General features: G+C 30.1%; 19 protein-coding genes and 2 pseudogenes. 5 read left to right on the top strand and 16 right to left on the bottom strand.

Going from position 1 to position 26,474, the window contains the following annotated elements; all coding sequences use genetic code 11:
• The first annotated feature begins 49 nt into the window (after nt 1–49).
• Together gltB and CQA69_RS03790 are read left to right on the top strand one after the other, a co-directional pair.
• The gene (gene gltB / locus CQA69_RS03795) at nt 50–4,489 is read left to right on the top strand and encodes a glutamate synthase large subunit (RefSeq protein WP_137620502.1); all 4,440 of its coding nucleotides are present in this window, start codon (nt 50–52) and stop codon (nt 4,487–4,489) included.
• A gap of 13 nt (nt 4,490–4,502) precedes the next feature.
• A pseudogene (locus CQA69_RS03790) lies at nt 4,503–6,255 on the top strand (DUF262 domain-containing protein).
• On the opposite strand, the gene CQA69_RS03785 reads toward CQA69_RS03790, so the two are convergent.
• The 4 genes and pseudogenes from CQA69_RS03785 to CQA69_RS03770 form a co-directional block, all read right to left on the bottom strand.
• Complete coding sequence (locus tag CQA69_RS03785) at nt 6,256–6,831, bottom strand: ribonuclease HII (RefSeq protein WP_137620501.1); 576 nt, start codon at nt 6,829–6,831, stop codon at nt 6,256–6,258.
• Nucleotides 6,832–6,894: 63 nt separating this feature from the next.
• Nucleotides 6,895–7,542, bottom strand: a complete 648-nt coding sequence (locus CQA69_RS03780) for a ferritin family protein (RefSeq protein WP_137620500.1) — start codon at nt 7,540–7,542, stop codon at nt 6,895–6,897.
• Nucleotides 7,543–7,699: 157 nt separating this feature from the next.
• Nucleotides 7,700–8,190, bottom strand: a pseudogene (locus CQA69_RS03775) (DUF1440 domain-containing protein).
• Between the two features lie 109 nt (nt 8,191–8,299).
• A complete protein-coding gene (locus CQA69_RS03770; RefSeq protein WP_137620499.1) occupies nt 8,300–9,529 on the bottom strand; it encodes an HD domain-containing protein in 1,230 nt (409 codons plus the stop codon).
• A gap of 73 nt (nt 9,530–9,602) precedes the next feature.
• Between CQA69_RS03770 and queC the strand changes: the two genes are divergently transcribed.
• Entirely contained in the window at nt 9,603–10,283 is a 681-nt protein-coding gene (queC, locus tag CQA69_RS03765; protein WP_137620498.1) for a 7-cyano-7-deazaguanine synthase QueC, read from the top strand.
• 150 nt (nt 10,284–10,433) lie between these two features.
• Here queC and dsbI read toward each other — a convergent pair whose 3' ends face one another.
• The 5 genes from dsbI to CQA69_RS03740 all read right to left on the bottom strand — a co-directional run bounded on the left by dsbI (nt 10,434) and on the right by CQA69_RS03740 (nt 15,945).
• Nucleotides 10,434–11,951, bottom strand: a complete 1,518-nt coding sequence (dsbI, locus tag CQA69_RS03760) for a disulfide bond formation protein DsbI (RefSeq protein WP_137620497.1) — start codon at nt 11,949–11,951, stop codon at nt 10,434–10,436.
• A gap of 13 nt (nt 11,952–11,964) precedes the next feature.
• The gene (gene dba, locus CQA69_RS03755) at nt 11,965–12,132 is read right to left on the bottom strand and encodes a disulfide bond formation protein Dba (RefSeq protein ID WP_137620496.1); all 168 of its coding nucleotides are present in this window, start codon (nt 12,130–12,132) and stop codon (nt 11,965–11,967) included.
• Nucleotides 12,133–12,220: 88 nt separating this feature from the next.
• Nucleotides 12,221–14,008, bottom strand: coding sequence for a methyl-accepting chemotaxis protein (locus tag CQA69_RS09460; protein ID WP_137620495.1), 1,788 nt, complete (start codon nt 14,006–14,008; stop codon nt 12,221–12,223).
• On the bottom strand, nt 13,992–14,906 hold the full coding sequence (locus CQA69_RS03745; RefSeq protein ID WP_137620494.1) for a cytochrome-c peroxidase: 915 nt from the start codon (nt 14,904–14,906) through the stop codon (nt 13,992–13,994). Before CQA69_RS03745 ends, CQA69_RS09460 begins: the two co-directional genes overlap by 17 nt.
• Nucleotides 14,907–15,033: 127 nt before the next feature.
• Nucleotides 15,034–15,945: an RluA family pseudouridine synthase gene (locus tag CQA69_RS03740; protein ID WP_137620567.1), complete on the bottom strand. Its 912-nt coding sequence runs from the start codon at nt 15,943–15,945 to the stop codon at nt 15,034–15,036.
• A gap of 79 nt (nt 15,946–16,024) precedes the next feature.
• On the opposite strand from CQA69_RS03740, the gene purB reads away from it, so the two are divergent.
• Together purB and CQA69_RS03730 are read left to right on the top strand one after the other, a co-directional pair.
• A complete protein-coding gene (purB, locus tag CQA69_RS03735) occupies nt 16,025–17,353 on the top strand; it encodes an adenylosuccinate lyase (protein WP_137620493.1) in 1,329 nt (442 codons plus the stop codon).
• Nucleotides 17,354–17,371: 18 nt separating this feature from the next.
• Nucleotides 17,372–19,741, top strand: coding sequence for a ribonucleoside-diphosphate reductase subunit alpha (locus tag CQA69_RS03730; protein ID WP_137620492.1), 2,370 nt, complete (start codon nt 17,372–17,374; stop codon nt 19,739–19,741).
• Nucleotides 19,742–19,790: 49 nt separating this feature from the next.
• On the opposite strand, the gene CQA69_RS03725 is transcribed toward CQA69_RS03730, so the two are convergent.
• The 7 genes from CQA69_RS03725 to bamA are packed head-to-tail and all read right to left on the bottom strand — an operon-like array spanning nt 19,791 to nt 26,299.
• Nucleotides 19,791–20,708: a tRNA dihydrouridine synthase gene (locus CQA69_RS03725; protein ID WP_137620491.1), complete on the bottom strand. Its 918-nt coding sequence runs from the start codon at nt 20,706–20,708 to the stop codon at nt 19,791–19,793.
• Nucleotides 20,705–21,691 carry a hypothetical protein gene (locus CQA69_RS03720; RefSeq protein WP_137620490.1) on the bottom strand — a complete coding sequence of 329 codons (987 nt, stop codon included), beginning with the start codon at nt 21,689–21,691 and terminating at the stop codon, nt 20,705–20,707. Before CQA69_RS03720 ends, CQA69_RS03725 begins: the two co-directional genes overlap by 4 nt.
• Nucleotides 21,688–22,044, bottom strand: coding sequence for an RNA polymerase-binding protein DksA (gene dksA / locus CQA69_RS03715; protein WP_137620489.1), 357 nt, complete (start codon nt 22,042–22,044; stop codon nt 21,688–21,690). The genes CQA69_RS03720 and dksA overlap by 4 nt, the downstream gene beginning before the upstream one ends.
• Nucleotides 22,045–22,054: 10 nt before the next feature.
• Nucleotides 22,055–22,507 carry a 23S rRNA (pseudouridine(1915)-N(3))-methyltransferase RlmH gene (locus CQA69_RS03710; protein ID WP_171000311.1) on the bottom strand — a complete coding sequence of 151 codons (453 nt, stop codon included), beginning with the start codon at nt 22,505–22,507 and terminating at the stop codon, nt 22,055–22,057.
• Between the two features lies 1 nt (nt 22,508).
• Complete coding sequence (gene accD / locus CQA69_RS03705) at nt 22,509–23,351, bottom strand: acetyl-CoA carboxylase, carboxyltransferase subunit beta (RefSeq protein WP_137620487.1); 843 nt, start codon at nt 23,349–23,351, stop codon at nt 22,509–22,511.
• Nucleotides 23,352–24,083 (bottom strand): inositol monophosphatase family protein, encoded by a 732-nt coding sequence (locus CQA69_RS03700; RefSeq protein ID WP_137620486.1) that lies wholly within the window; start codon nt 24,081–24,083, stop codon nt 23,352–23,354.
• Nucleotides 24,083–26,299 carry an outer membrane protein assembly factor BamA gene (gene bamA, locus CQA69_RS03695; RefSeq protein WP_137620485.1) on the bottom strand — a complete coding sequence of 739 codons (2,217 nt, stop codon included), beginning with the start codon at nt 26,297–26,299 and terminating at the stop codon, nt 24,083–24,085. Before bamA ends, CQA69_RS03700 begins: the two co-directional genes overlap by 1 nt.
• Nucleotides 26,300–26,474 lie beyond the last annotated feature (175 nt).

The raw sequence follows: 26,474 nt of genomic DNA, 5'->3' as shown, positions 1-26,474 counted from the left end.
TTATGTTATAATCCTTATAAGAGTGAAAATTAACTTATAAGGAGTAAAAATGAATTTAGAGGATATTTTAGAAAAAAATCAAAGCATAGGACTTTATGATTCTAAAAATGAGCATGATGCTTGTGGGATTGCCGCTGTTGCTAATATACGCGGTATTGCTTCTTATAAAGTTATTTGTAATGCTTTAGAAATTTTGATGAATCTTGAGCACAGAGGAGGTTTTGGGGCTGAAGAAAATTCAGGAGATGGAGCTGGAATTTTAATCCAAATTCCGCACGATTTTTTTAAAACTCAAGAATTAGGCTTTGAACTTCCAAAAAAAGGCGATTATGCTGTTGCACAAATGTTTTTATCTCCTAATTTAGAGGCTAAAGAGGAAGCTAAGGCTATATTTTTACAAGGTTTAAAAGATAAAAATCTTGAATTTTTAGGTTTTAGAGAAGTTCCTTTTAATCCTAGTGATATAGGAGAGAGTGCTTTAAGGGCTATGCCTTATTTTTTACAAGCCTTTGTGAAAAAGCCTGATGAAATCAATGCAGGAATTGAATTTGAAAGAGTGCTTTATAGTTGTCGTCGTCTTATAGAAAAAAGGGCTTTAAATGTACCTAAATTTTATTTTTCTAGCTTTTCTTCTAGAACTATTGTTTATAAAGGAATGTTACTTTCTACACAATTGAGTGATTTTTATCTCGATTTTAAAGATGTCAATATGAAATCAGCCATAGCTTTAGTGCATTCTCGTTTTTCTACCAATACCTTTCCAAGCTGGGAAAGAGCACATCCAAATCGTTATATGGTGCATAATGGTGAGATCAATACCATACGAGGCAATGTTGATGGTATTAGATCAAGACAAAATTTAATGCAAAGTGATTATTTTGAAAATTTAGATGAAATTTTTCCGATCATTGCTAAAGAAAGCAGTGATTCTGCCATGTTTGATAATACTTTAGAATTTTTAGCTTTAAATGGCAGAACTTTAGAAGAAGCTTTTATGATGATGGTGCCTGAACCTTGGCATAAAAATGAAAATATGCAAAGGCATAAACGTGCATTTTATGAATATCATTCTTTGTTAATGGAGCCTTGGGATGGACCTGCGGCGATTGTTTTTACCGATGGTGTGATTATGGGGGCGAGCTTAGATAGAAATGGTTTTCGTCCTTCAAGGTATTATCTTACAAAAGATGATATGTTGATACTTTCTAGTGAAACAGGAGCTTTAAAAGTCGATGAAAAAAACATCAAAGCTAAAAAGCGTTTAGAGCCAGGAAAACTTTTGTTAGTTGATACTGCAAGGGGTAGAGTAGTTGCTGATGATGAGATAAAAGAACATTATTCCAATGCTAAACCTTATAAAAAATGGCTTAAAAATCTCATTGATCTTGAAAAACAACACAGTGGAGCTTATAAGCATATATTTTTAAAACAAGATGAAATTTTAAAACTTCAAAGAGTTTTTGCTTGGAGTGAAGATGAGCTTATGATGAGCGTTAAAGCTATGGCACAAAACGGCAAAGAAGCAATTGTTTCTACAGGAGTTGATACACCTTTGGCCGCTTTATCTACAAATTATCAACCTTTATATAATTATTTTAAACAACTTTGTGCGCAAGTGACTAATCCTCCGCTTGATTCTATACGAGAAGAAATTGTAACTTCAACGAGAATTTATTTAGGTTGTGAAGGAAATTTATTAAAGCCTGATGAAAATAACGCAAAACGTGTAAAAATTTCTTTACCAATTATCAGCAATGAAGAATTGTTTGAGGTTAGATCTTTAAAAAATTTCAAAGTAAAAGAATTTTCTATACTTTATGATCATTCTAAAACAACTTTAGAAAAAGCTTTGGATAATCTTTTTATAGAAATAGAAAAAGAAATAAAAAAAGGAGTATCTATTGTTATCTTAAGTGATAAAGGAGTGGATGAAAAAAATGCTTATATCCCTGCTTTGCTTGCAGTTGCTGGAGTGCATAATTATTTGGTTAGAAAAAATTTAAGAACACGTACAAGTATTATCATAGAAAGTGCAGAACCAAGAGAAATTCATCATTTTGCTTGTCTTTTAGGTTATGGTGCTACGGTAATTAATCCTTATTTGGTTTATGAAAGTATTCATCAATTTATTAAAAATAAAGAAATCAATTTAAGCTATGAAAAAGCGGTGGAAAATTTTATCCACGCAAGTTCTAATGGCATAGTAAAAATTGCTTCTAAAATGGGTGTTTCTACTTTGCAAAGTTATAATGGTTCAGCGCTTTTTGAATGTTTGGGATTAAATTCTAAAATGATTGATAAATATTTTACCTCTACTGCTTCACGCATAGGGGGTATTAGCTTACACGATTTTGAAAAAGAACTTATTAATTTACACCAAAATGCTTTTAAAAATGAAATTTTAAATTTTGAAGAAGAGCATTTAATCGATCCTATGGTAGTTTTTAATCTTCAAAAAGCGTGTCAAAATAATGATTATAAAATTTTTAAAAAATACTCTTCTTTGATCGATAAAAAACAAATTACTTTACGTTCTTTAATGGAATTTGATTTTAGTGAAGCTATCAGCATAGATAAAGTAGAAAATATAGAAAGCATAGTAAAACGTTTTAAAACAGGAGCTATGAGTTATGGTTCAATTTCTAAAGAAGCACACGAGTACTTGGCTATGGTAATGAATAAAATAGGTGCAAAGTCAAATTCAGGTGAGGGTGGGGAAGATGAAGAACGCTATGAAAATGATAAAAATTCTGCCATAAAACAAGTTGCAAGTGGCCGTTTTGGGGTGGATTTAAACTATTTAATCCACGCAAAAGAGATCCAAATCAAAGTTGCCCAAGGTGCAAAACCAGGAGAAGGGGGACAATTGCTAGGTTTTAAGGTTTATCCTTGGATCGCTAAAGCTAGACATTCTACTCCGGCTGTTACGCTTATTTCTCCGCCGCCACATCATGATATTTATTCTATTGAAGATTTGGCTCAACTTGTTTATGATTTGAAAAATGCAAACAAAGACGCGAAAATTTCAGTAAAACTCGTCAGCGCAAATGGTATAGGAACTGTTGCTGCTGGTGTTGCAAAATCGGGTGCTAATTCCATTCTCGTTTCAGGTTATGATGGAGGAACAGGAGCGAGTGCTAGAACTTCTATTTCGCACGCTGGAATTCCTTGGGAATTAGGTTTAGCTGAAACCCATCAAACCCTTATTTTAAATAGGCTTAGAGATAGGATAAAATTAGGAGTTGATGGTAAGCTTATGACAGGAAGAGATTTAGCTATAGCGGCACTTTTAGGGGCTGAAGAATTTGGATTTGCAACAGCAGTTATGATTGTAATGGGTTGTAGCATGAATAAAGTTTGTCATCTTAATACTTGTCCAACTGGAATCGCCACTCAAAATGCAAAGCTTAGAAAGAATTTTAAAGGTAAGGTGGATGAGGTTGTAAATTTTATGTATTTTATAGCTGAAGAATTAAGAGAGTATATGGCTAAATTAGGTTTTGAACGCTTAGATGATATGATAGGTCGTGTGGATAAACTTTATCAAAAAAATGCACAAGCTAAGATAGGAAAGCTTAATTTGGATAAAATTTTAAAATCTTTACCGACTTACAATAAAACTGCAGTGCATTTTAAAGATTATAAAGATAATAAACTTGAAAAAACGATTGATTATAGAATTTTACTTCCACTTTGTAAAAATGCTATAAAAGAACCGATCAAACTTTCTTTAGAAGTGGGTAATCAAAGCAGGACTTTTGCTACTATGCTTTCAAGTGAAATTTTAAAAACTTATGGCAAAAATGCTTTAAATGGGGATAATATCTATATCAAAGCTATAGGAAATGCTGGAAATAGTTTTGGAGCTTTTTTGATCAAAGGGATTAAGCTTGAGATCATCGGGGATAGTAATGATTATTTAGGTAAGGGTTTAAGTGGAGGAAAAATCATCGCTAAAATTTCAGATGAGGCGACTTTTTCACCCGAAGAAAATATCATCGCAGGAAATGCTTGTTTGTATGGCGCAACTGAAGGTGAAGTGTATCTTGATGGCATAGCTGGAGAGAGATTTTGTGTGAGAAATTCAGGTGCTAAAGCTGTGGTTTTAGGGATGGGAATTCATGGATGCGAGTATATGACAGGTGGAGTTGTAGTTGTGCTTGGTGATGTGGGTGCTAATTTTGCAGCTGGAATGAGTGGGGGCGTTGCTTATATACTAGGAAGACACAATGAAGTTCATGTTAATACGGAGCTTGTGGATATTAAAGATTTAAACGTTAAAGATGTGAAAGAATTAAAGGCAATGATAGAAAAGCATATTTTCTATACTGAGTCTAAAAAAGCTAAGGATATATTAGATAAATTTGATAAGAAGGATTTTTTTAAAGTGATGCCAAGAGATTACGAAAAGATGTTAAAAATGCTTGAAATTTGCAAGCATGAAAAAGATCCAGATTTAGCAGCTTTTTTGAAAATCACACAAGGATAAAAAGGAGTACAATATGGCAGGATTTCAACCAGCAATAACAATCAATGAAGCAATGCAAAGAATTAAAAATAATGAATATTTGCTTCCAGCTTTTCAAAGAGAATATGTATGGAAACCTTGGCAGATTGAAGAATTGTTTGATTCGTTAATGAGAGGTTATCCTATAAGTTCTATGCTTTTTTGGCAGGTCAAAGATGAGAGTAAAACAGCTTGGAAATTTTATAGATTTTTAGAGTATTATCGTGAAAGATATCATACGCACAATGATTATTTTAATACTTCAAATCATAAAGATTTTTATGCTGTTTTAGATGGGCAACAACGTCTCACTTCTTTATATCTTGCATTATTTGGACATTAACATACATAGAAGCCATCATAAATGGGAAAATAATGATAAATATTTTAAAATTTGTGATTTTTATTTTAATCTTACTCAAAGCAAACAACCGGAGAATGAAAATGTTGAATATGAATTTTTATGGCTTGATAAAGCGGAGACAAAGGAACAAGATATTTATATAGATAAATATCAGCAAAAATGGTTTAAATGTCGGTATTTATATCAATATGATTCGAGTAGAGTAAAGAAAATAGCAAAAGAATTCAATTTAAGTGAAAACGAAGAAGAAATATTGGATTCATTGCATCAAAAGATATTTGAAAAAGCTTTAATTAATTTTTATTTAGAAGAAGAAAAAAATCCAAATAAAGCAGTTAATATTTTCATCAGAATCAACTCAAACGGAAGGTCGCTTGATTATTCTGATATTTTATTTAGTATTGCTATTGCCAATTGGAATAAAATTGATGCAAGAACAGAAATAAATAATCTTGTAGATAAAATTAATGAAAATTTTAAAATTTCTAAAGACTTAATCCTTAAAGGATTTTTGTATTTATTTCATCAAAATATTAAATTTCAAATCAATAGTTTTGACAAAAATTTTATAGAATTTATAGAAACTAAATGGGAAAATATAAAAAATGCTTTTATTGAAACCTTTAAATTGCTTAGAAATTTTGGATTTGAAGCAAAAACACTATCATCAAATAATGCAGTTTTACCTATTTTATATTTTATTTATCATAAAAATTTAACTAATAATATTGTTGAATCTGTAGGATGTCAGGAAAATAGAGAATTGATAAAAAAATGGTTACTTAGAGTTATTATTCTTAAACCATTTGGTAGAAGTGGAGATACCGTTTTGACCAATATGCGTAAAGCTTTTATTAAAGACTTTAAACAAAATGAAGTATTTTTTGACAGAGAGACAGAGTTATTTCCACTGCAAGAAATTGAAAAAGAGGCAAAATATATTCAAAAAATAGATGACGATTTTTTAAAAGATAATGTATTGATATGTCGTAAAAATAGTCCAGAGGCATTTGCTGTATTAGCTTTACTTTATCCAAATTTAGATTACAAAAATAATGATTTTGACAAAGATCATTTACATCCAGAATCTGCTTATGTCAAATATAAAAAAATTTGTAAAGAAAAAAATGAGGATTATTGGGATTTTCCAACTTATGATTCTTTGCTAAATTTACAAATGCTTGATAAAAATGAAAACAAGTCCAAAAAAGATAAACCTTTAAAGCAGTGGGTGGATGAAAATTGCAAGGATGACAGAAAAGCATTTCTAGAAAAACATTTAATACCAGATGTTGATTTGTCTTTGGAAAATTTTAATGAGTTTTTAGATGCAAGAGAAAGATTGATGATAGATAAATTAAAGGAAAAATTAAATTTGTATTGATTACAAGAGTTTAAAACTTTTTCTGTGCAACTTGCAAGTTCCAAATTTGGCTATTAATTCTCTATGGGTTTTGGTTCCATAGGCTTTATTTTTTTCAAATTCATAACAAGGGAATTCTTTAGCCAAAAAATTCATAACTCTATCTTTGCCTACTTTTGCAAGTATGCTAGCTGCACTCACTTGTAAAATTTTAGCGTCTGCTTTAACTAGGGTTTTAATGCCATTAATTCCAAAGTTGGTATTGCCATCATATAAAAAATGAGAGTGTGTCTTAAAATGCCTTTTTATAAGCATTAAACCTGTTTTTAAACAGGCGCTAAGCCCTAGGGTGTCGATTTGTTCAGATGAAAAAGCTAAGATGAGATAATTTGAATTTTGTATGATAATCTCATAAAGTTCTTCGCGTTTTTTTTCGCTGAGTTTTTTAGAATCGCAAAGTCCATCTATTTTTTTATTAAGCTTACAAGCTGCCATCATCATAGGACCTGCTAAAGCCCCGCGTCCCGCTTCATCAATACCGATTAAATTTTCATCATATTGGGGTAAAAGTTCATTTTCTGAAAATAAAAGTTTCATAGAAATATTTTAGCTTATTTTATAAAACTGGATTTTACAAGCCTTGATATAAGGCTTGTCTTATTAGCCCAAAAATTCTCTTTTAAAATATTCTCTTGGAGCTTTACATAAAGGACAAGCTGCAGGAGCTTTTTTACCACGATGGATATGTCCGCAAACTTCGCAAACCCATAAATCTTCTTCTTCGCTATTAAAGAATTCTTCTTCTTCAAGCATTTTTTTAAGGGCTAAATATTCTCTTTCGTGTTCGATTTCTACCTTTCCAATAGCAGTAAACAATCTTGCTATAGCTTTTTTACCTTCATCTTCTGCGATTTTTGCAAAATTTGGATACATAGTTGTGTGTTCGTAATTTTCACCTTCTGCTGCACTTACAAGATTTTTTGTTGTTGCTTCTAAAGGTTTGCCATCTACGATTTCATGATAAGCTTTAAATTCGGCTCTTGCATGCCACTTTTCATTTTCTGCAGCTTCTCTAAAATGTCTAGCAACTGCATGCCACCCTTCTTCTTCAGCAACATCCGCAAATAAATCGTATTTATTTCTAGCCATAGATTCTCCTGCAAAAGCCTTCATAAGATTTACAGCTGTTAAATCTGTGGTTATACATTGCATTTCTTCACCACAACAACTAAGTTTTCCTCCACCTGCAACTTGAACTTCTACTTCGTTGCCACATTTTGAACATTTGTAAGTTTCATACTGTCTCATTTGATCTCCTTATAAGTATGTTAATAAGATATTGTATTACAAAAAAATATTTTTGTCAATTAATAATTTTTATTATAAAGTTATTAATATTAAAAAATATATTTTAAGAATAAAATTTTGAAAGAATTGATAGCATCTATTAAAAGATACTATGTGTTTATTTTTCAATCTCTTTTGTGATACGATTTCTTATATCACGACGGACAATTTCCATACCCCAAAGCCAAACTATATGACCGAAAATTTCAAATAAATGTTCATCTAGTGGAATTTCTGAAAGCGGTGGAACCTCTGCAATTAAAGGCCTAACGATTGCATGATTAAAAAGATAAATAAAAAAACCAAAAATAGCTCTTTAACACATTGTTATCTCATGTCATTTTTCAGCTATCATGCAATATGCGATTGCAAATACAATAAAAAATCCCACATGCACGTAAAAATCGACAAAGGCATTTGCATACCTGAAAATGTATAATCCAATCCTAATTGCTCTAAAAAATTTTAGGCGGAGTTGTGTTGTTCTAATGCATCTATTGGTCAAAATACATTAGGATTTCTTGGAGGAAAAGGAATGTCTTATACTCATTTTACAATCACATCAAAAATAGCTGTTAAAATTCCTATAAAAAATACTAGGGTATATATCTTTTATTCTTTTCTATAACAAATCTCTTCTTATTATCAAAATGTTAATTTGATTATACTGTATTAATTTTTTATATCAAAAAAATAAATAAATTTTTGTTATGAAAAATTATATTTTAAAATATTCTTTAAGTTTTGTGCATATTTCGAAAAAATTGACTCCATCTATAGTGCGGTTTTTTTCAAAAAATTCATACATCCCTAAAAAACCACCTTCAAGCTCTTTGGATTTAACACCATAGCTTATGCTAAGTCCCGCTTCTATAAAAGCAGCGAGTTTATCGCAGTATTTTAAAGCTTTTCCATCAATTGCACCAAAATCATTTTCATTAAAAGAACTCAAGCTTCCACTACAAAGTTCTATTTTTTTATTTTTATAGGTGCGATTTTCAAATTCGTTTTTTACAAAATTAGGTTCTCCAACCCTCCCTTCTCTAATACCTAGTATAAAAGAAAATTCCGCTCTTAAATTTTCAGGTACAAAAGGAAGAATTTTTTCATTGATTAGTTTCATTTCATAATCATTAATAATAGTGTGAAGTCCTTCTATGCCATACTTAACAGGACTGATAATATCCCTAGTAAGGCTTTCTGGCAAGTCGTGAAATAAAGCACAATAAAAATTATTTTCCAATCTTTTATCGCAAGCTTTGATTTTTAGTGAGTAAAAATAACCTAAAATTGCAACCACTAACATATGCCCAAGCACTGCAGTTTCTGGAATTCTTGGAGTTTGCGCCCAACGTTTTTGAAAGCGTAATCTTCCGCTAAGATCGATTATTTTCGCTATTTTTTGATTTAAAGCAATTTTTCTAGCTCCTATTAATTCATAATAATCTTCCAATTCTTCTTCGACTTTATTTTTAATATCATCAATATCATTTAGAAAAGCTGAGGTTTGATAAACTATGTTAAATTCCCATCTTGTGGCGAAATAAGAAGCTGCTTTTAGAATAAGTCTTTCTTTGATATGGGAATTATTATTGTTAAGATATTCTTCAAAACGCTTAAGAAAATCTCCATCTTCTATATCTTCTATCATGGGCTCGATTTTACTTAAAACCCACGCATTGACTTCATCTTTTTTTTGACGCACAATCTCATGATAAACATCAGGGCGTATATCAGTCACTACGACACGACTTAAAAATTCAAAAATACCCCCTTCTATAATCATTTTCATATCAATATCTTTTTCCATTTTGGCAATAAAATAAGCAATGATAAATTTATGTGCTTGTTTATCAAGTTCAACTAAATTTGCCATTCTTGGATAATCATTCCAGCGACTGATTGAAGCGGCTTTAAAAATGTGTTCTATAAGTTTTATGTTTATCATAAAATTGCCTTTTTATATTTTTAGATTAAAAATTCGTTAAAATTACAAAAATTATAACAAATTAAGGATAAAAATGAGTAAAAAAGCACTTTGTATAATCAGCGGAGGAATGGACAGTACTTTATGTGCTTATTTGGCTAAAAAAGAAGGTTATGAGATTGTGGCTTTGCATTTTGATTACGAACAACGCACTCAAAAAAAAGAAAGAGAATGTTTTGAAAAAATTTGCCAAGCTTTAAAGATTGAAAAAAAATATATTTTAGATGTAAGTTTTATCAAAACTATAGGGGGAAATGCTTTAACAGATAAAGAGTTAATCATACCCAAAAATGAACTTGATTTAAACAATGATAATCCGCCTATAACTTATGTTCCTTTTCGTAATGGAATTTTTTTAAGTATAGCGGGATCTTTGGCTGAAAAAGAAAATTGTGAAAGTATTTTTATAGGTGTTGTGGAAGAAGATGGCAGTGGTTATCCTGATTGTACCCATGAGTTTATAGAAAAAGCAGAGAGTTTTATCAATAATGGAACGAGTAAAAATTTTAAAGTTTCGCTAAAAACACCACTTATTGATCTCAATAAAGGACAAATTGTCGAATTAGCTTTAAAAGAAAATGTTCCACTAGAGCTTACTTGGTCTTGCTATGAAAGCAATGATGAAGCTTGTGGAGAATGCGATAGTTGCTTACTTCGTTTAAAAGGTTTTAAAAAAGCAGGAATTAAGGATAAGATCAAGTATAAAAATGATTAGATATTGTAAAGAATTAAACAAAATTCAAATAAAAAAGCTTTAAAATTTTTATCAGAAATTCGGTTTTCAGGTAATAGAAGAATATGAGGATAATTTTGGATTTAGGCTTTTAAAAATGCAAAAGTCCTAGTTTAAGCTAGGACTTAAGTGTTAATTTAAAGTGAAAAGTTTATTTGTTCCATCTTGATAAGAAAGAATATTGATTTTTCCATCTTTAAAGAAAATACTTCTTGCATTAGTTATAGAGCTTGGGAATGATAGAGTTTTTACTACTTCTTCTTTAGCTGGATCAATCACGGCTATAACATTGTGGTTTTTACTTAGGGCATAAATTAGTCCATCTTTTTCAGTCATTGAAGTAATATAAAGATCGCCCAAAGTTTTTCCTTCTTTAAGGTTTGCTTTTGGTGTAAATTCTCCGGATAAAACAAGATCTTTTAAAGAATATTTAGAGATTACAAAAGTTTTAGCATCCTTATTATTTGGAACTGTTGCAAGATAAAAATACTTATCATCTGTAGTCATACTTGCTACGTGATTAAATCTAGATCTTATCGTGCTTAATCTTCCACGACCTAAACCTTTTCCTTGACCCTCAAAATGATTGGCTCCTTTTACAAAATCAGCGTATTGTAAAGCTTCGTTTGCACTTGGATTTTTCTTAAATCTTAAGAATGATTTATTTGAACCCATAAGGATAAATTTATCATTCATATAAGGTATTATTCCCACAATAGGATCAATACTTGCTGAAAAATATGGGTCAAGTTCGAAGCTATCTTTTGTTGTGAAATTATTATCTAAGAAATAAACATCCCATTTAGAACTGGCTACAAATTCATTATTAATAAAATCAAGTGTATTGATGGCTTTGTCAAACTTAATACTTTCTTCATTTGTAATTTTAAGCCCTTGATCAATTTTTGCAAATGGAGAATTATTTACATCATTGTCAAATTGAATTCCAAGTTTCGCACTTGCTGGTGCGAAAGCATAATCAGGAGCTTTAACATCGCGTTTGCCCAAGAAAGATATATTTTGCCATAAACCTTGCCAACTACCTGTGCTCCAAATAATATATTTTGGATTTAAACTAAATCTTACTGGATCGCCTTGTCCTACATAAGGAAATACGCCAGTTCCTACAAAAGCTTGGAAAACATTTGAAGCCACAATAATGGCACTGATTACTACTGCAGCAAGAGAAAAACTTGTGTATTTTCTAAATTTCTCTCCATTTAATTCTTTATCAAAAGCACTGAATTTAGGAGCAAAAATAAAAATTAAGCCCAAAAGTAATACAACTGCCCAAAATACTACTTCAGCCCAAAAATAGGTGTGAATTCCAAAAACAGGCAAGCCAAAGCCTTGGTCTAAGTCTTCCATAGCGTGATTTCCAAAGTGGGCAAAAGACTGATAAAGACCTGCTGCAGTCATAATTAAAAGGGCAGCTAGATATTTACCTTTCATACCATAGCGTACAATGAAAAGTGCCATTACACCTATGAAAATCATTGCTTCTCTTTGTCCCCAGCAAAGCACGCAAGGACTATCTCCTAGGAAATAACCAAAAATAACATTTGCAGTTCCTACAGGCAAGAGTATGATCAAAAACCCTGCGAGACACATTAAGGTATAAAAATTTTTTGCTTTATTAATTTCATTCATTTTTAATTCCTTTTTACAAATTCATTATTGTTAGAAGTCCGGTTGATTTGTGACCAACGTAGAAAATAATCATCATAAGCCAAGCAACCATCACTAAACCAAAAGCAAGATTTTCTTTTTCTGGTTTTTTTATGATGAGTATTAAGGCAACTAAAATTAGCAAAAGCTCTAAAAATTCCATAATAACTCCTTAGTATTTAAAGTTACCAAATTATATTCTTAATAAAATAAAAATAAAATAAAAATCTATATTTATTAAATACGGATTTTTATTTAAAATTATTTAATTTTTTTGAAAGTTTAGAAGCTCCTTCAAATACATTACTAGAGATATTGTTGATTTCGCAAGAAAGATTTTTAATAAGATTTGCAAGCTCATTTACCTCATCAATGCTCGTTCTTAAAGTAACCATTTTTTCTTGTACTTCTATACTTTTATCTTTCATTACTTGAGTAGACTGTATAGAACTTTCTAATTTTTGCATAGAATTGATAAGTTCTTGTTGAAGGTTGTTTGTTTTTTCGGAAGTTTCTTGCATGGATTGATTAATAAGATCCATTAAAGACTTGTTATCATTAATTTGTTGCACAATAGTATTGACTGTAGTATTGATCGTTAAAAGTGATTTCCCTGTTTTATCAGCAAGCTTTCCAACTTCATCAGCTACAACTGCAAACCCTCTACCATGTTCTCCAGCTCTTGCTGCTTCAACGGCTGCATTAAGGGCAAGCAAATTGGTTTGATCTGCTATATCTCTAACAGAATTTGTGATCTCTATAATATTATCTGCACTTTGGGTTAAATTATCCATATTGACAACAACATTTTGCTCTTTTTCGTTGTTTTCATTGATAAGATCAACAAGCTGAGTTAAAGTATCTCCAACTTTATCCATTAACAAATGCATATCTTGCATATTATCAACGCTTTCTTGAGCTAAATTACCAGTCAATGTTATATGGCTATCTAAAACATTAGTGATTTCTTTAACGTTTTCAATTTGGCTATTTTGAGAATTTGAGCTTTCTTCAAGAGTATTGGCATTATTTTTTAATTGTTCTGAATTTTTATGATTAGCTTCTGCATTTTCAATAGCTTCAAGTACAGAATTTTGAACTACAGAAATAAAAGTATTAATATGAGCAGCACTTTTTCCTAATTCACTTTTTGGATCTATATTTAAGCGAGAAGATAAATTCGCCTCTTGTCCTGCCAAATTTATACTTAATTTTTCTAACATCCTTACAGGAATAACAATCTTTTTTAAGGTGATGATGATAAACATAATTAATAAAACAAAAACTGCTGAAAAAACTCCAATAGCTACATAAAGTTTTTGAATGTTTGTTTTGTCTATACTTAATTGAGTGATTTGATTTAAATTTTCAAGTTCTTTATTTAAAGTAGCATCCGTATAAATACTAGAATTGTTTTGCATGATTTCAATTTGTTTTAAAATCATTTTATAATGAGTTGAGAAAAGCTTTAAGGTATCATCATTTTCCATTGTTAGCAAATTTTTAATAAGAGAGTCTAAATGTCTAAGTGTAGTTTTTTCTAAGACATTTTCTGTGGCGATAATCCTAAGAATGGAATTGATTGTTTTAAAATTTTGAGAATCTTTTTTATTAAAATTATTTTCTGTTTCGTTAAAGTAGTCTTTTGCTAGTTCAAAAAGATAAAATTTTGAATTAACTGCAATAGAATTTGCGGATTTAAATTGATCCAATTGTTTTAGTTTCTCTTCAAAAATCATTTTAGCTTTGGAATCATTAATGCCTAATTCTTCAAGCTTTTTAAACAAATCTTTCATTTCTTTAATAGCTACAATACTTTCGTCGTAATTTATAAAATTAAAACCATTTTGAAACACTTTATCAATACGTGTATTAAAAATTTGAAGCATTTGTAAAGTATTGACAATTTCTTTAGAGTTTTTACTTGAGGTATAATTATTAAAAATAATTCCTAAGAGAATAAAAATAGCAATTAGGGTGCAAATTGCTAAGAAAATAAATTGATATAAAAAAGAAATTTTTTTATTGGATGTTGTCATGATATTCTCCTGTGAGGCTTTCTAAAAAGGCTACTATATTATCTACAGTTTCCTGACTTAAAAATTTTCCAAGTTGATAATAAGCCATAAATTGCACACAAGCATCCAATGTTGGCACACTACCATCGTGATAATAAGGAGCTGTTTTTGCTATGTTTCTAAGACTTGGCACTTTAAATACCATTTTATCAGATTCTTGTTTAGTGATTTCATAGCGTCCTAAATCGTTTTGATCAGGGAATTCTTGAAAAATCCCTATTTTTTGAAACATATTTCCACCTATGTTTTGTCCTTGATGACAAGAAATGCAGCCTTGTGCTTTAAATTCTTCATAGCCTCTTTTTGCTTTTTCTGAAATTGCATTCTTGTCTCCTTTTAAATATCTATCAAAAGGAGAATTTGGGGTGATTAGAGTCTTTTCAAACTCAGCAATGGCATCGGCTATATTATCTACGTTAATTTCACCATAGATATCATCAAAACTTTTTACATAATCGGGATTATTATTAATTTTTTGCAAAAGAATTTCTGGAGTTAAACCTAGCTCTTTTGGATTAAAGAGCGGCCCTTTTATCTGTTCTGCAAGATTTTGAGCACGTCCATTCCAAAACTGGACAAAGTTAAATACAGAATTAAAAGTTGTCGGCGTGTTAAAAGGAGTATCTAATTGTTTGTTTACTCCGATTGAAAAGGGTGTATTATCTACTCCATAGGTATTGATATTATGACAAGTGTTGCAAGATACTTTTCCATCTTTTGATAGTGAGGTATCCATATATAATTTTTTCCCAAGACTTGCTTTAGCTTTATCATAAGGCAGACTATCCGGAATAGGAGTAATCATATCAATTGCAAATGTTGTTGTTGTTAAAAATAATATTATATAAAATATTTTCATTGCCCAAATTTCCTTAAATTTTTAAAAATTTTTTACATATTTAAATCATATTGTAAAAAATATTAATTAATAATAAATTTCAAGTTTGTTTTTTGGTTTAATATATATTTTATTGTTATAAAATATATTAAATTGTTATTTTTATGCTTTTAAAGAACTCGTTTTCAATTTTAGCATTAGAGCAAATAATAAATTTATTATTTTTAAAATTAAATTTTAATGTTTGTGCGTGTAAACACAAGCGTTTTGCTCCTGTTATTTTAATTCTCTCTTCAGGGTTCATTTTTCCATCTAAAATGGCTTCAATTTGTGTCTTTTCTAGCCCATAAAGTGGATCGCCCAATATGGGATATTTTGCATGGTGTAAGTGAATTCTTATTTGATGTTGTCTTCCTGTTAAGGGTTTGCAAAGTAAAAGTGTGCAGTTGTCTTTGGGGTATGATTTTAAAATTTCAAATTCGGTTAAAGCCTTTTTGCCTTTTTCACAAATTTGCATTCTGGTTTTAATATCATTATAATTATTGACTAAAGCTATACTTGCATCAATTTTAAAATTTGTTTTAATTTGTCCTTTAACTAGGGCTATATATTCTTTTTGTATTTGTCTTTTTTCGAACATAGTTTTAAATTCAATTTGAGTTTGTTTATTTTTTGCAACAAGTATTAGCCCGCTCGTTTCTTTATCTAGACGATGCGCTACACAGGCTTGTTTGCCCCATAGATGCCAAATTTCATCGCTTAAACTATATTGACAATGTCTTCCATTAGGATGGCTAAGGATGCCGCTTGGTTTCTCAAGTACTGCAAAATCTTCATTTTCAAATACAATTTCCACCCCTTTTGGACGATTTTCGTAAACGATCAGTTCTATAATTCCATTTAAAATTTTATTTTTTTCTTGGACTAAAATTCCATCACAAAAAAGTCTTTTTTTGTCGATTAATTTCTGCGCTTCACTTATAGGAATTTTTAAGGCTTCCATAAGGACTTGAAATGCCTTTTTCCCATTGTTTGAAAGTTTTATTTTTGTATAAGGCACTTTAACTTCTTTCTTAGAATTTTTTGGATAAAATCTCAATTTCTTTTTTAAAATTATAACTAAAAAAGGTTGTAAAACTATGGTTGTAAGATATAGCAGAGAAATCATGGCTAAAAAATGGGATATTAAAGCCAAATATGATGCTTGGCTTAAAGTAGAATTAGCCGCTATAAAAGCTTGGAATAAATTAGGTCTTATTAATAATAGTGATTGTGAAAAAATTTTAAAAAATGCAAAATTTGACATTGATAGAATTGATGAAATTGAAAAAACAACCAAGCATGATGTTATTGCTTTTCTTACAAGCGTAAGTGAGAGTTTGGGTGAAGAAAGTCGTTTTGTACATTATGCTATGACGAGTTCTGATTGTATTGATACTGCGGTTGCTTTACAAATTAAAGAAAGCTTAGAACTTATTTTAGAGGATATTTTATTACTTTTAGAAGCGATAAAAAAGCGTGCTATGGAGCATAAAAATACCCTTATGGTTGGAAGAAGTCATGGAATTCATGGAGAACCCATAACTTTTGGTTTGGTTATGGCAATTTGGTATGATGAAATTTTACACGCTAAAGATCTTATAATGCATGCTAAAGAAGTGATTAGTTATGGAAAAATCAGTGGTGCAATGGGAAATTTTGCTCACGCCCCTTTAGAATTTGAAGAAGAAGTTTGTAAAAATTTAGATCTTAAACCCGCTCCAGTTTCCAATCAAGTTATCCAAAGAGATCGTTATGCGCAAGTGATTTCAGCAATTGCAATTTTAGCTTCATCTTGTGAGCAAATCGCTGTAGCTATAAGACATTTTCAAAGAACGGAAGTTTATGAGGCTGAAGAATTTTTTAGCGTGGGACAAAAAGGAAGTTCAGCAATGCCGCATAAAAGAAATCCGGTTTTGAGTGAAAATATAACAGGACTTTGTAGAATTCTTCGATCTTTTGTTACTCCAGCATTGGAAAATGTTGCACTTTGGCACGAAAGAGATATTTCTCATTCAAGCGTAGAAAGATTTATTTTACCTGATGCTTTTATAACAGCAGATTTTATGCTCGCACGTCTTACAAATTTGATCGAAAACCTTTTGGTTTATCCAGAAAATATGATGAAAAATTTAAACCTTACTGGAGGGCTTGTCTTTTCGCAACGTGTTTTACTAGAACTTCCTTTTAAGGGAATTAGTCGAGAGGAAGCTTATAAAATTGTTCAAAGAAATGCTATGAAAGTGTGGTCTGATTTGCAAAATGGCAAAGAAGCGATTAATGAGAAAAATGAAAGTTTGTTTTTAATCGCGCTTTTAAATGATGAAGATTTAAGAAAAAGTTTAAGCGAAGAAGACATACGCAAATGCTTTGATTATAATTACTATACAAAAAATATTGATGCTATTTTTGCAAGAACATTTAAATAAATTAAACAAGGAAGAATAATGAAAGTTATAAAAAGAAATGGTCGCACAGAAGAATTAGATATCTCTAAGATAAAAAAATGTACCTCTGATGCTGTGAGAGATTTGGAAGGTGTGAGTTTAAGCGAATTAGAGCTTGACGCAAAAATTCAATTTAGAGATGAAATTTCAACCGAAGAAATTCAAAAAACTCTTATTAAAACAGCTGTAGATAAGATAGATATTGATTGTCCAAATTGGACTTTTGTTGCGGCCAGACTTTTCTTGTTTGATTTATATAAAAAAGTTAATGGAATGAATCGTTATAATCATTTACGTGATTATTTCGAAAGAGGGGAAAGAGAAGGAAGGATTTTGCTTGGTTTAAAAGAGAAGTATGATTTAGATGATCTAAACGATTATATTAAACCAGGGCGTGATATGCAATTTACTTATTTGGGTGTTAAAACCTTATATGATCGCTATTTGATTAAAGATAGTAAGGGTATGCCTATAGAACTTCCACAGCAAATGTTTATGGCCATAGCTATGTTTTTGGCACAAAATGAATTTAATCCTCAAGAATGGGCTAAGAAATTTTATGATTTGATCTCTAAATTTGAAGTTATGCTTGCAACTCCAACTCTTTCAAATGCTAGAACCACTAGACATCAACTCAGTTCTTGTTATATAGGAAGCACCCCTGATAATATCGAAGGAATTTTTGATTCTTATCAAGAAATGGCACTTTTATCAAAATTCGGTGGCGGCATAGGTTGGGATTGGTCTAAAGTTCGTGCTATGGGTGGAAGCATAGACGGACATAAAAATGCAGCCGGAGGCATCATTCCTTTTTTAAAAATTACAAATGATATTGCTGTGGCAGTTGATCAACTTGGAACCAGAAAAGGTGCTATTGCTGTTTATATAGAGCCTTGGCATATGGATATAAGTGATTTTATTGATTTGCGTAAAAATTCAGGAGAAGAAAGACGTAGAGCACACGAGCTTTTTCCTGCTTTATGGATTAATGATCTTTTTATGAAAAGGGTTAGATCTAATGATAAATGGACGCTTTTTGATCCTGCTGATACGGCTGATTTATGTGATTTGTATGGAGAAGATTTTGAAAAACGCTATGAAGAATATGAAAAAGATGAAAATATAGTTAAAGAAATTGTAGAAGCTAAGGAGCTTTGGAAAAAAATATTACTTAATTATTTTGAAACAGGTTTGCCGTTTTTATGTTTTAAAGATACGGCTAATAGAGCTAATCCAAATGCACATTCTGGAATTATTAGAAGTTCAAATTTGTGTACCGAAATTTTTCAAAACACCGATCCTAATTATTATCAGGTAAAAGTTGTCTTTGAAAATGGCGATGAGAGACATTTTGATGAAGAAGAACGTGTTATTATAGATGGTGGTTATGAAAAATCGGCAAAGAAAATTTCAACTTTAGATAGCATCAATGGCAATAAGGTTTATATAGTTGAAAAATATAAAAATGATGGCAAGACTGCCGTGTGTAATTTAGCAAGCATCAATTTAAGTAAAGTATATTCTAAAGAAGATATAGAACGCGTTGTCCCTACTGCGATTCGTATGCTTGATAATGTGATTGATTTGAATTTTTATCCTCATAGAAAAGTAAAAGATACTAATTTAAGATCTCGTGCTATAGGACTTGGAATTATGGGCGAAGCTCAAATGCTTGCTGAAGCAAGAATTCGTTGGGGAAGTGAAGAGCATTTTGAGAAAATAGATAGAATTATGGAGAAAATTAGTTTTGAAGCGATCAATGCAAGTTCAAATTTGTCTATAGAAAAAGGATCTTATCCTGATTTTAAAGGATCAAATTGGAGTAAAGGAATTTTTCCTATCGATGTTGCTAGCGAACAAGCTAAAGCTTTAACTTTAAGAGAAGGTTTGTTTAATCAAAGCGAATGTGATTGGGATAAGCTTAGAGAAAAAGTAAAAAAAGACGGTATGAGAAATGGTTATTTAATGGCTATTGCTCCTACGTCTTCTATATCTATTTTAGTAGGAACCACTCAAACTATAGAGCCCGTCTATAAAAGAAAATGGTTTGAGCAAAACTTAAGCGGTATGATACCAGTTGTTGTTCCAAATTTAAGTCTTGAAACTTGGGAATATTACACTCCAGCTTATGAGCTTGATCAAAGAATTTTAGTCAAAGCAGCTGCTATACGTGGAAAGTGGATTGATCAAGGACAAAGTTTAAATATCTTTTTATCGCTAGATAAAGCAAGCGGAGGCTATCTTAATGAAATATATCAACTTGCTTGGGAGCTTGGGGTTAAATCTACATATTATTTAAGAAGTGAAAGCCCTAATAGTGAAAAAGTAAATGTGGCCGATCGTAGTATAGAATGCGAGGGATGTCAGTAAAAAATTTATTGAAGTTTTTAATCTTTTAAAAACTTCAAATTTAAAATGATTAGAAAAATGATTCTATTTTTTTTCTCATTTCTTTTGTATCATTGATGCGATTGATTTCATCTCTAAAAGCTGAAGCTTCTTTGTGTCCTTTAGAATACTCATGCAAATGTTTACGAAATATACTTACGGCTTGATTTTGATAATGCTTTAGCATTTCTTCAAAATGGGTTAATATAATTTCTTTTTTTAAGCTCTCTTCAACTTTTTTATTTTGTTTTATTTCATAAAAGATCCAAGGATTACCTATACTTGCTCTTCCTATCATCAATCCATCGCATTTAGTGATATTATAAACTTCATCAGCATTGTTTGCATTGATATCTCCATTAGCAATAACAGGAATTTTTACACTCATTTTAGCAACGGCTATAGAGTCATAATCAGACTTTCCGCTATAAAGTTGTTTTCTTGTTCGTCCATGAATGCTTACAAAATCAACGCCTAAATCTTCACAAATTTTAGCCATTTTTTCAGGATATTTTTCATTAAATCCTAGTCTAAATTTGACGCTTGTCAATCTTTTTTTATTGGTTTGTTTGATCACTTCCACTAAAGTTTTAAAAAGCTCTAAATCATTTAGTAAAGCACTTCCTGCATATTGTTTAACTACTTTATTAACAGGACAGCCGCAGTTAAAATCAATTCCATCTACAAAATCCATTTGATTGAGTATTTCAACGGCTTTTTTAAGCACTTCTTTATCGCCTCCAGCAATTTGTACAATATAGGGTTTTTCAAGTTCGGAACGTTCTAGCATATGTAAAGTTTTAGAGCTTTCATAAACAAGAGCATTGGAACTTATCATCTCACTTATGGTAACATCAGCTCCAAATTTTTTAACTACGTTTCTAAATGGCAAGTCTGAAAAACCTGCCATTGGGGCTAAAAATAAGGGTTTATTGGTAAAATCTATCATTGTATAAGATTATTTAAATCAAATTTGATGTTATTTTCTTTAAGGATTAAAAAGGCTTTAAAATCACTAAATTTTTTTTCATCTTTTCTAATTTGTTCTCTTAGTTCATCTAAAAGTTCAAATTCAGCAAGTAAATATAGATATGCTCTTAAGGCTTCATTTTTCTCATTTTTGATTTTAGAAAAAATTCCTAAAATAGCATCTGGATTAAAGAATTTAGTGCTCATTTTCGCGATATTTAAATACTCTTTTTCATTCAAAGAAGAGTGAGTTAATAAAACTTCAAATTCAGCAACACTAAGTTCTAAATTTCCTTCTTGAAAACGTTTAATAAGGTTTAGAATTTGGTGAGGGTTTTTAGGAATTTTTACATTTTTAATTTGTTCATAATTGCCTTTTTTTAAAAGGGTTTCAAAAGCTAATTCTTCAAATTCATCTTTGATTTCATCAAGATGTTTAACTCGAGAATAGGCATAATCTATATCATTTTTTATATGATTTTTTTCGTTTTCTAAAAATAAGATATTATCATTTGAAAGTTTAAATTTTCGAATATTTAAATATTCTTCTCTGTTTATACCATCTATTAGATCTAAAATTTCATTGATCTTAGTTTCATTTGGAATTTTTTCATGATTTTTTAAAGTTTTTGCAAGTTGTGCCACTTTTCTAAATTCTTTAGTGTAAAAACTTATATCGGACTCTTTTTCCAAAAGCAAATCTTGTGTATAGGTTTCAAATTTAGAGGCATCTTTAAAAAAATGTTTAAACTTAAGAGTGAGTAAAAAATGATAAAATAGCATATGAAATATAGCAAAAAATATCAAAGGAAATAAGGGTAAAATCAGCCAAATCATTATAGGAAGTTCAAAATTATAAGTACTAAAATTTAGAGCATAACTACCAAGTTTTAAATACCAAGCAAATGCAAAAATTACAAGAGTATAAACAAGACTAGCACTTAAAAATAACTTAATCTTCATAGCTTTTCCTTTTTTTCTAAATTTTCTCGACAGGCAACACAATATTTTGCATGAGGTTTTATTTTGAGTCTTTCAATAGAAATTTCTTCATCGCAAGATTCGCAAATTCCATAAGTTTTATCTTTAATTTTATTTAAAGAAGCTTCAATGTCTTTTAATTCTTGCTTTAAGTTAGCACTAATAGTAAAGTCAATTTGTGAATTAGTCTCTATAATAGAAAAATCGACACTATCGCTAGGAGCACTATTGTGTAAAGCCTCAATTTCTTTAGAGTTACTTTTCAAGTTTTCTTCAATGGTTTTTTTTCTTTGTTCTAGATTATCTTTAAAAAAACTTAAATCATTTTTTTTCATTAATTTATTCCTATTTATGATAAGGGTGATTGGAGTTAATGCAAAAAGCACGATAAATTTGCTCTAAAAGTAAGGTTTTGACAAAATAATGTGCTAAGGTGAGTTTGCTTAAAGAAAAGCTAAAATTCATTTTTTTTGTAAATTCTTCCCTTAATCCATAAGCTCCACCTATAAAAAAGCTTAGTTCAAATTTATCTTGAATAATTTTAGCAAATTCTAAGCTTGTAAGCTCTTTACCTCTTTCATCAAGAACTATATTAAACCCCCTTTTATGCGCATTAAATACTTCTTCATAGCTTTTTTTTGCCAGTTCTGGATTATCAAGATTTTGTGCATTTGCAATTTTTTTATTAAAAAGATTATATTCTTTAATGTTGGCAAATTTGGATATAAGTTTGATATATTTTTGATCTAAAATTTCAAATTCATTGTTTTTTTGAATGTAAAAAATATTAATTTGCAAGTTAGTTTCCACAAAAAAATCTTAGCGTATCACTAAGGTATTTTTTCATTTCTGATCGTTCTACTATTGCATCTATAAGACCATGCTCTAGTAAAAACTCCGCTTTTTGAAAACCTTGTGGCAAATCAGCACCTATGGTCTGTTTGATTACTCTTTGTCCTGCAAAACCTACCAAAGCTCCTGGTTCGGCAATTACTAAATCTCCAAGCCAAGCAAAAGATGCGCTTACGCCTCCTAGTGTAGGATCAGTTAAAACGCTAATATATGGGATTTTTTCTTTGCTTAAAAGTTTTAAAGCAGTGCTTGTTTTACTCATCTGCATTAAAGAATAAGTACTTTCTTGCATTCTAGCACCCCCGCTTGCACTGACAATCACTAAAGGATTTTTATTACTAATAGCTCTTTGTATAGCACGAACTATTTTTTCTCCTTCTACAGATCCTAAGGAACCTCCCATAAAAGAAAAATCAAATACAACGAGTTGAATTTTTAACTTATCAATGGTACATTCTCCACTAATAACAGAAGATTTTCTACCTGTTTTGCTTTGATTCTCGCTTAATCTTTTTTTATAGGATTTACTATCAACAAATTTAAGAGGATCGACAGCCTCTAGATTGGCATCAAGTTCTACAAAGCTATTTTCATCGCTTAAGAGTTTAATTCTATCCATAGGAGTAATTCTCATATGATAAGAGCATTTAGGGCATACATTAAAACGAGATTCTATTTCCTTATAATACATTAGAGCATGGCAACTTTGGCATTTTACCCAATGCTCGGGTGCTTCTTTTGTGCTAGGTTGTTGTCGTCTAATTTTTGAAAAAATATCTGTAAAATTCATTCAAATTATCCATATCGAATCTAAAAATTTCAAAATTATATCAAAAATTTTCTTATCTTTGCTTACAAGAAAGAATTTTTCATTTTTTTCTAAATATAAATTTTTGCAAAGCATTGATGCACCTGCAGTATCAAAAGTTCGAGTTTTGCCTAAAATAAGAACAAAATTAAAATAATAAGCATAAGCAAGGCTAAGCGCTGTTGCACCTAAAGATCTAAATTTTAATTTATTTTTTGACAGAAAATCAAGAATATTTGGACAAAGTGTTATTTTTTCTATAATACCAACTTGAGAAAATTGGTTAGGTAAAATTGGAGAATAAATAGGATTAGAAAGATTGGCTTTTAAAGCTTTATTTTCATCAAAGGCTAAAATTTCATTACTAGCCAAATTACAAATAAAAGCACTTTGAGGCTCATTATCTTTTATAAGAGCCACTGAAGTACCATAAAAAGGAATTTTTGATATAAAATTAGAACTTCCATCTAGAGGATCAAGAATAATTTTACAAGAATTGTTTTCTCCTATTAAGCCACTTTCTTCAGAAAAAATTTGTCCAAAAGAGCTTAGGTGTTTTACAAAAATTTGCTCACATTTTAAATCAAACTCGTAGCCTTTATTGTCATTATAACCATTTTTAGAATATAAATTAAAATCATTTTGTGGTATATTTTTTAGATACCTATCTATTTCTAAATTTGCATTAAGACAAGCGTCTAAAAAATTTTTCATTAAAAGCGTGTTCCAAGATTGAATTCAAAAGTATTGGTATCATCACCTTTTTTCTTATTAAGCGGCTTAGCGAAAATAAGTTGTAAAGGTCCTATAGGGGTAATCCATTCTAGACCGACTCCTGTACTCATTCTTTTAATTTCATCCAAATTTTTGCGTCCTATCATGCCATAATCAAAAAATATACTTCCGCGAAGTTTAATTCTATTGATTAATGGAAAGCTAAGTTCTGCTGAATTTGCAAAAGCTATAGTTCCACCAACTTCATCTCCCCACTCATTTTTAGGAGTAACCGTTCTGCTTTCAAAACCACGAATTGAACGAATACCGCCCAAATAAATTCTTTGATTGATTGGCAAATATCCCTCATTCCAAACTTTATAAAAACTTGCTTTGTAGCGATAAATTAAATCAAATCCTATATAATCTTGTAAACCTTGATAAAAATTAAATTTTGAACTTGAAGATAAAAACTTTTGATCTCCTCCAAGTCCAGCATACTCAAGACCTGTTGAAGCAATAATTCCAGATCTAGGTAAATAATAATCGTCCGTATTATTGAATGATATCATAGGGGTAATTGAACTTTTGATACTTTTACCAAGATCATAACCTGTTCTTATAAGCGTGGGACTAAGGTAATATATATCACTTTGCTCTAAGTTATAAGTTAAACTTGCATTAAAATATCTTGCAAATTGACGTCCAAGTGTAATATCAAATCCATAATTTTTTTCTGAGTAATTATCCCATTCATAATCATTAGAATAAAGAGTTCCTCCAAGACTATAATGACTATCAAGTATTCTAGGATTAATAAGGCTGATTCTTCCAGATAGGGTATCATCGCTTTTATCTAAACTAACTGAACTTTTAATTCCTGAACCAAAAATATTTGTATCAGAAAGCGAAGCATTTAAAAGTAGTCCATCGCTTGATCCATATCCTATACCTCCAGATATTGCACCCGTAGATGCTTCTTTAACATCAACAATAAGATCAATATGAGTATCATCAACTTTTTTTTCTTTAATATCTACATCATCAAAATAAGAAGTTCTTTTTAGAGCGTTTTTTGATTCAGTCAAATCTGTACGATTGTATAAATTACCCTCAGTGACATATAATTCTCTACGTATAACGCGATCGACTGTGCGAGAATTATTTGCAATAATCACATTTCTAATATAAACTTTTTTATGAGGAATAACTTTAAAATTAATTGTAACTTCATGGGTTTCATCGTTTTTTTGGATATCTGGATAAACTTCAACAAAGGCATAACCCAAATCAGCACTTTGCGTTTCTAAGGTTTTTACATCTTTTCTAACATCTTCGATATTGATAATCTTGCCAACACTAGAGCGCAGATCTTTAACTGTTTTTAAGTTCTGTTTTTCCTCAAATAAAGGATTTTCTATAGTAATATTTTTAATTTTATAAGGTTTTCCTTCTTTTATAAAATAAGTTAAATTAGCTTGATAGGTATCTGTATAAGTTTTTAAATAAGGAGAAGATATTTTTATATCTAAATAACCTTTTTTCATATATTCATCACTAATTCTTGCACTATCGTTGTTTAATTCAAAGATTTTTAGCTTACCATCATTTCTTCCCCATAACCAACCCATAAATTCTTTTTCTTTATTAACTACTGCAGGTTCTATATCAGAATAAGATAGTTTTTTAGCACCACTTAAATATACATTATTAATAATAATATTTTCTCCACGATTGACTATAAATTCAAGTTCCAAACCATCAGTATTGTCCAAGCTTTTAGTTTTATATTCAACAATGGTATCAAAATAACTTTTTGCTTCGTAATAATCTTTAATTTTTTTGCAAGCATCCTTAGCACTTGATTCATCAAATAGATTTCCACGTTTAATACCTAAAATATTTTCAACTTGTTTGCGATCATTAGAGGCAATGCCTGTAATGGTTACTTTAGCAATACTTGGTTTTTCAGTAACTATAATATCTAGAACACCATTATGTTCTTCTACTGCAATATCATCAAAATAATTTTGTCTATAAAGATTAAGTATGGCATTATTGATTTTAGAAAGATTTAATTCTTCGCCAATTTTAAGACCAGTGAGATTAATAGCGGTTGTGTTTGAAAGATGGTTTAAACCGCTAAATTTAATTTCTTTTATAATTATTGCATTGCTAAATGTAGCTAAAATGCAAATGCTGATAATTTTCTTCATTAATTTTTACCTAAAAATAAGCTTTTTATTTAAAACTTGCAATAATAGCAAAAAAAATTTAACAAAAATCCATAATTTCTTTCGGTGAAATTTTTTGTTTATTATCGTGTTTTTTAAATTTTTAACATGAATTGTAATTTATTAAAAATAACTTTGGAAAATATTAATGTAAGCA

This window comes from Campylobacter estrildidarum, assembly GCF_005406205.1.
GTDB lineage: Bacteria > Campylobacterota > Campylobacteria > Campylobacterales > Campylobacteraceae > Campylobacter_D > Campylobacter_D estrildidarum.
Note: the sequence above shows the minus strand (reverse complement) of the source record. Positions and strands in the feature narration are given on the sequence as shown.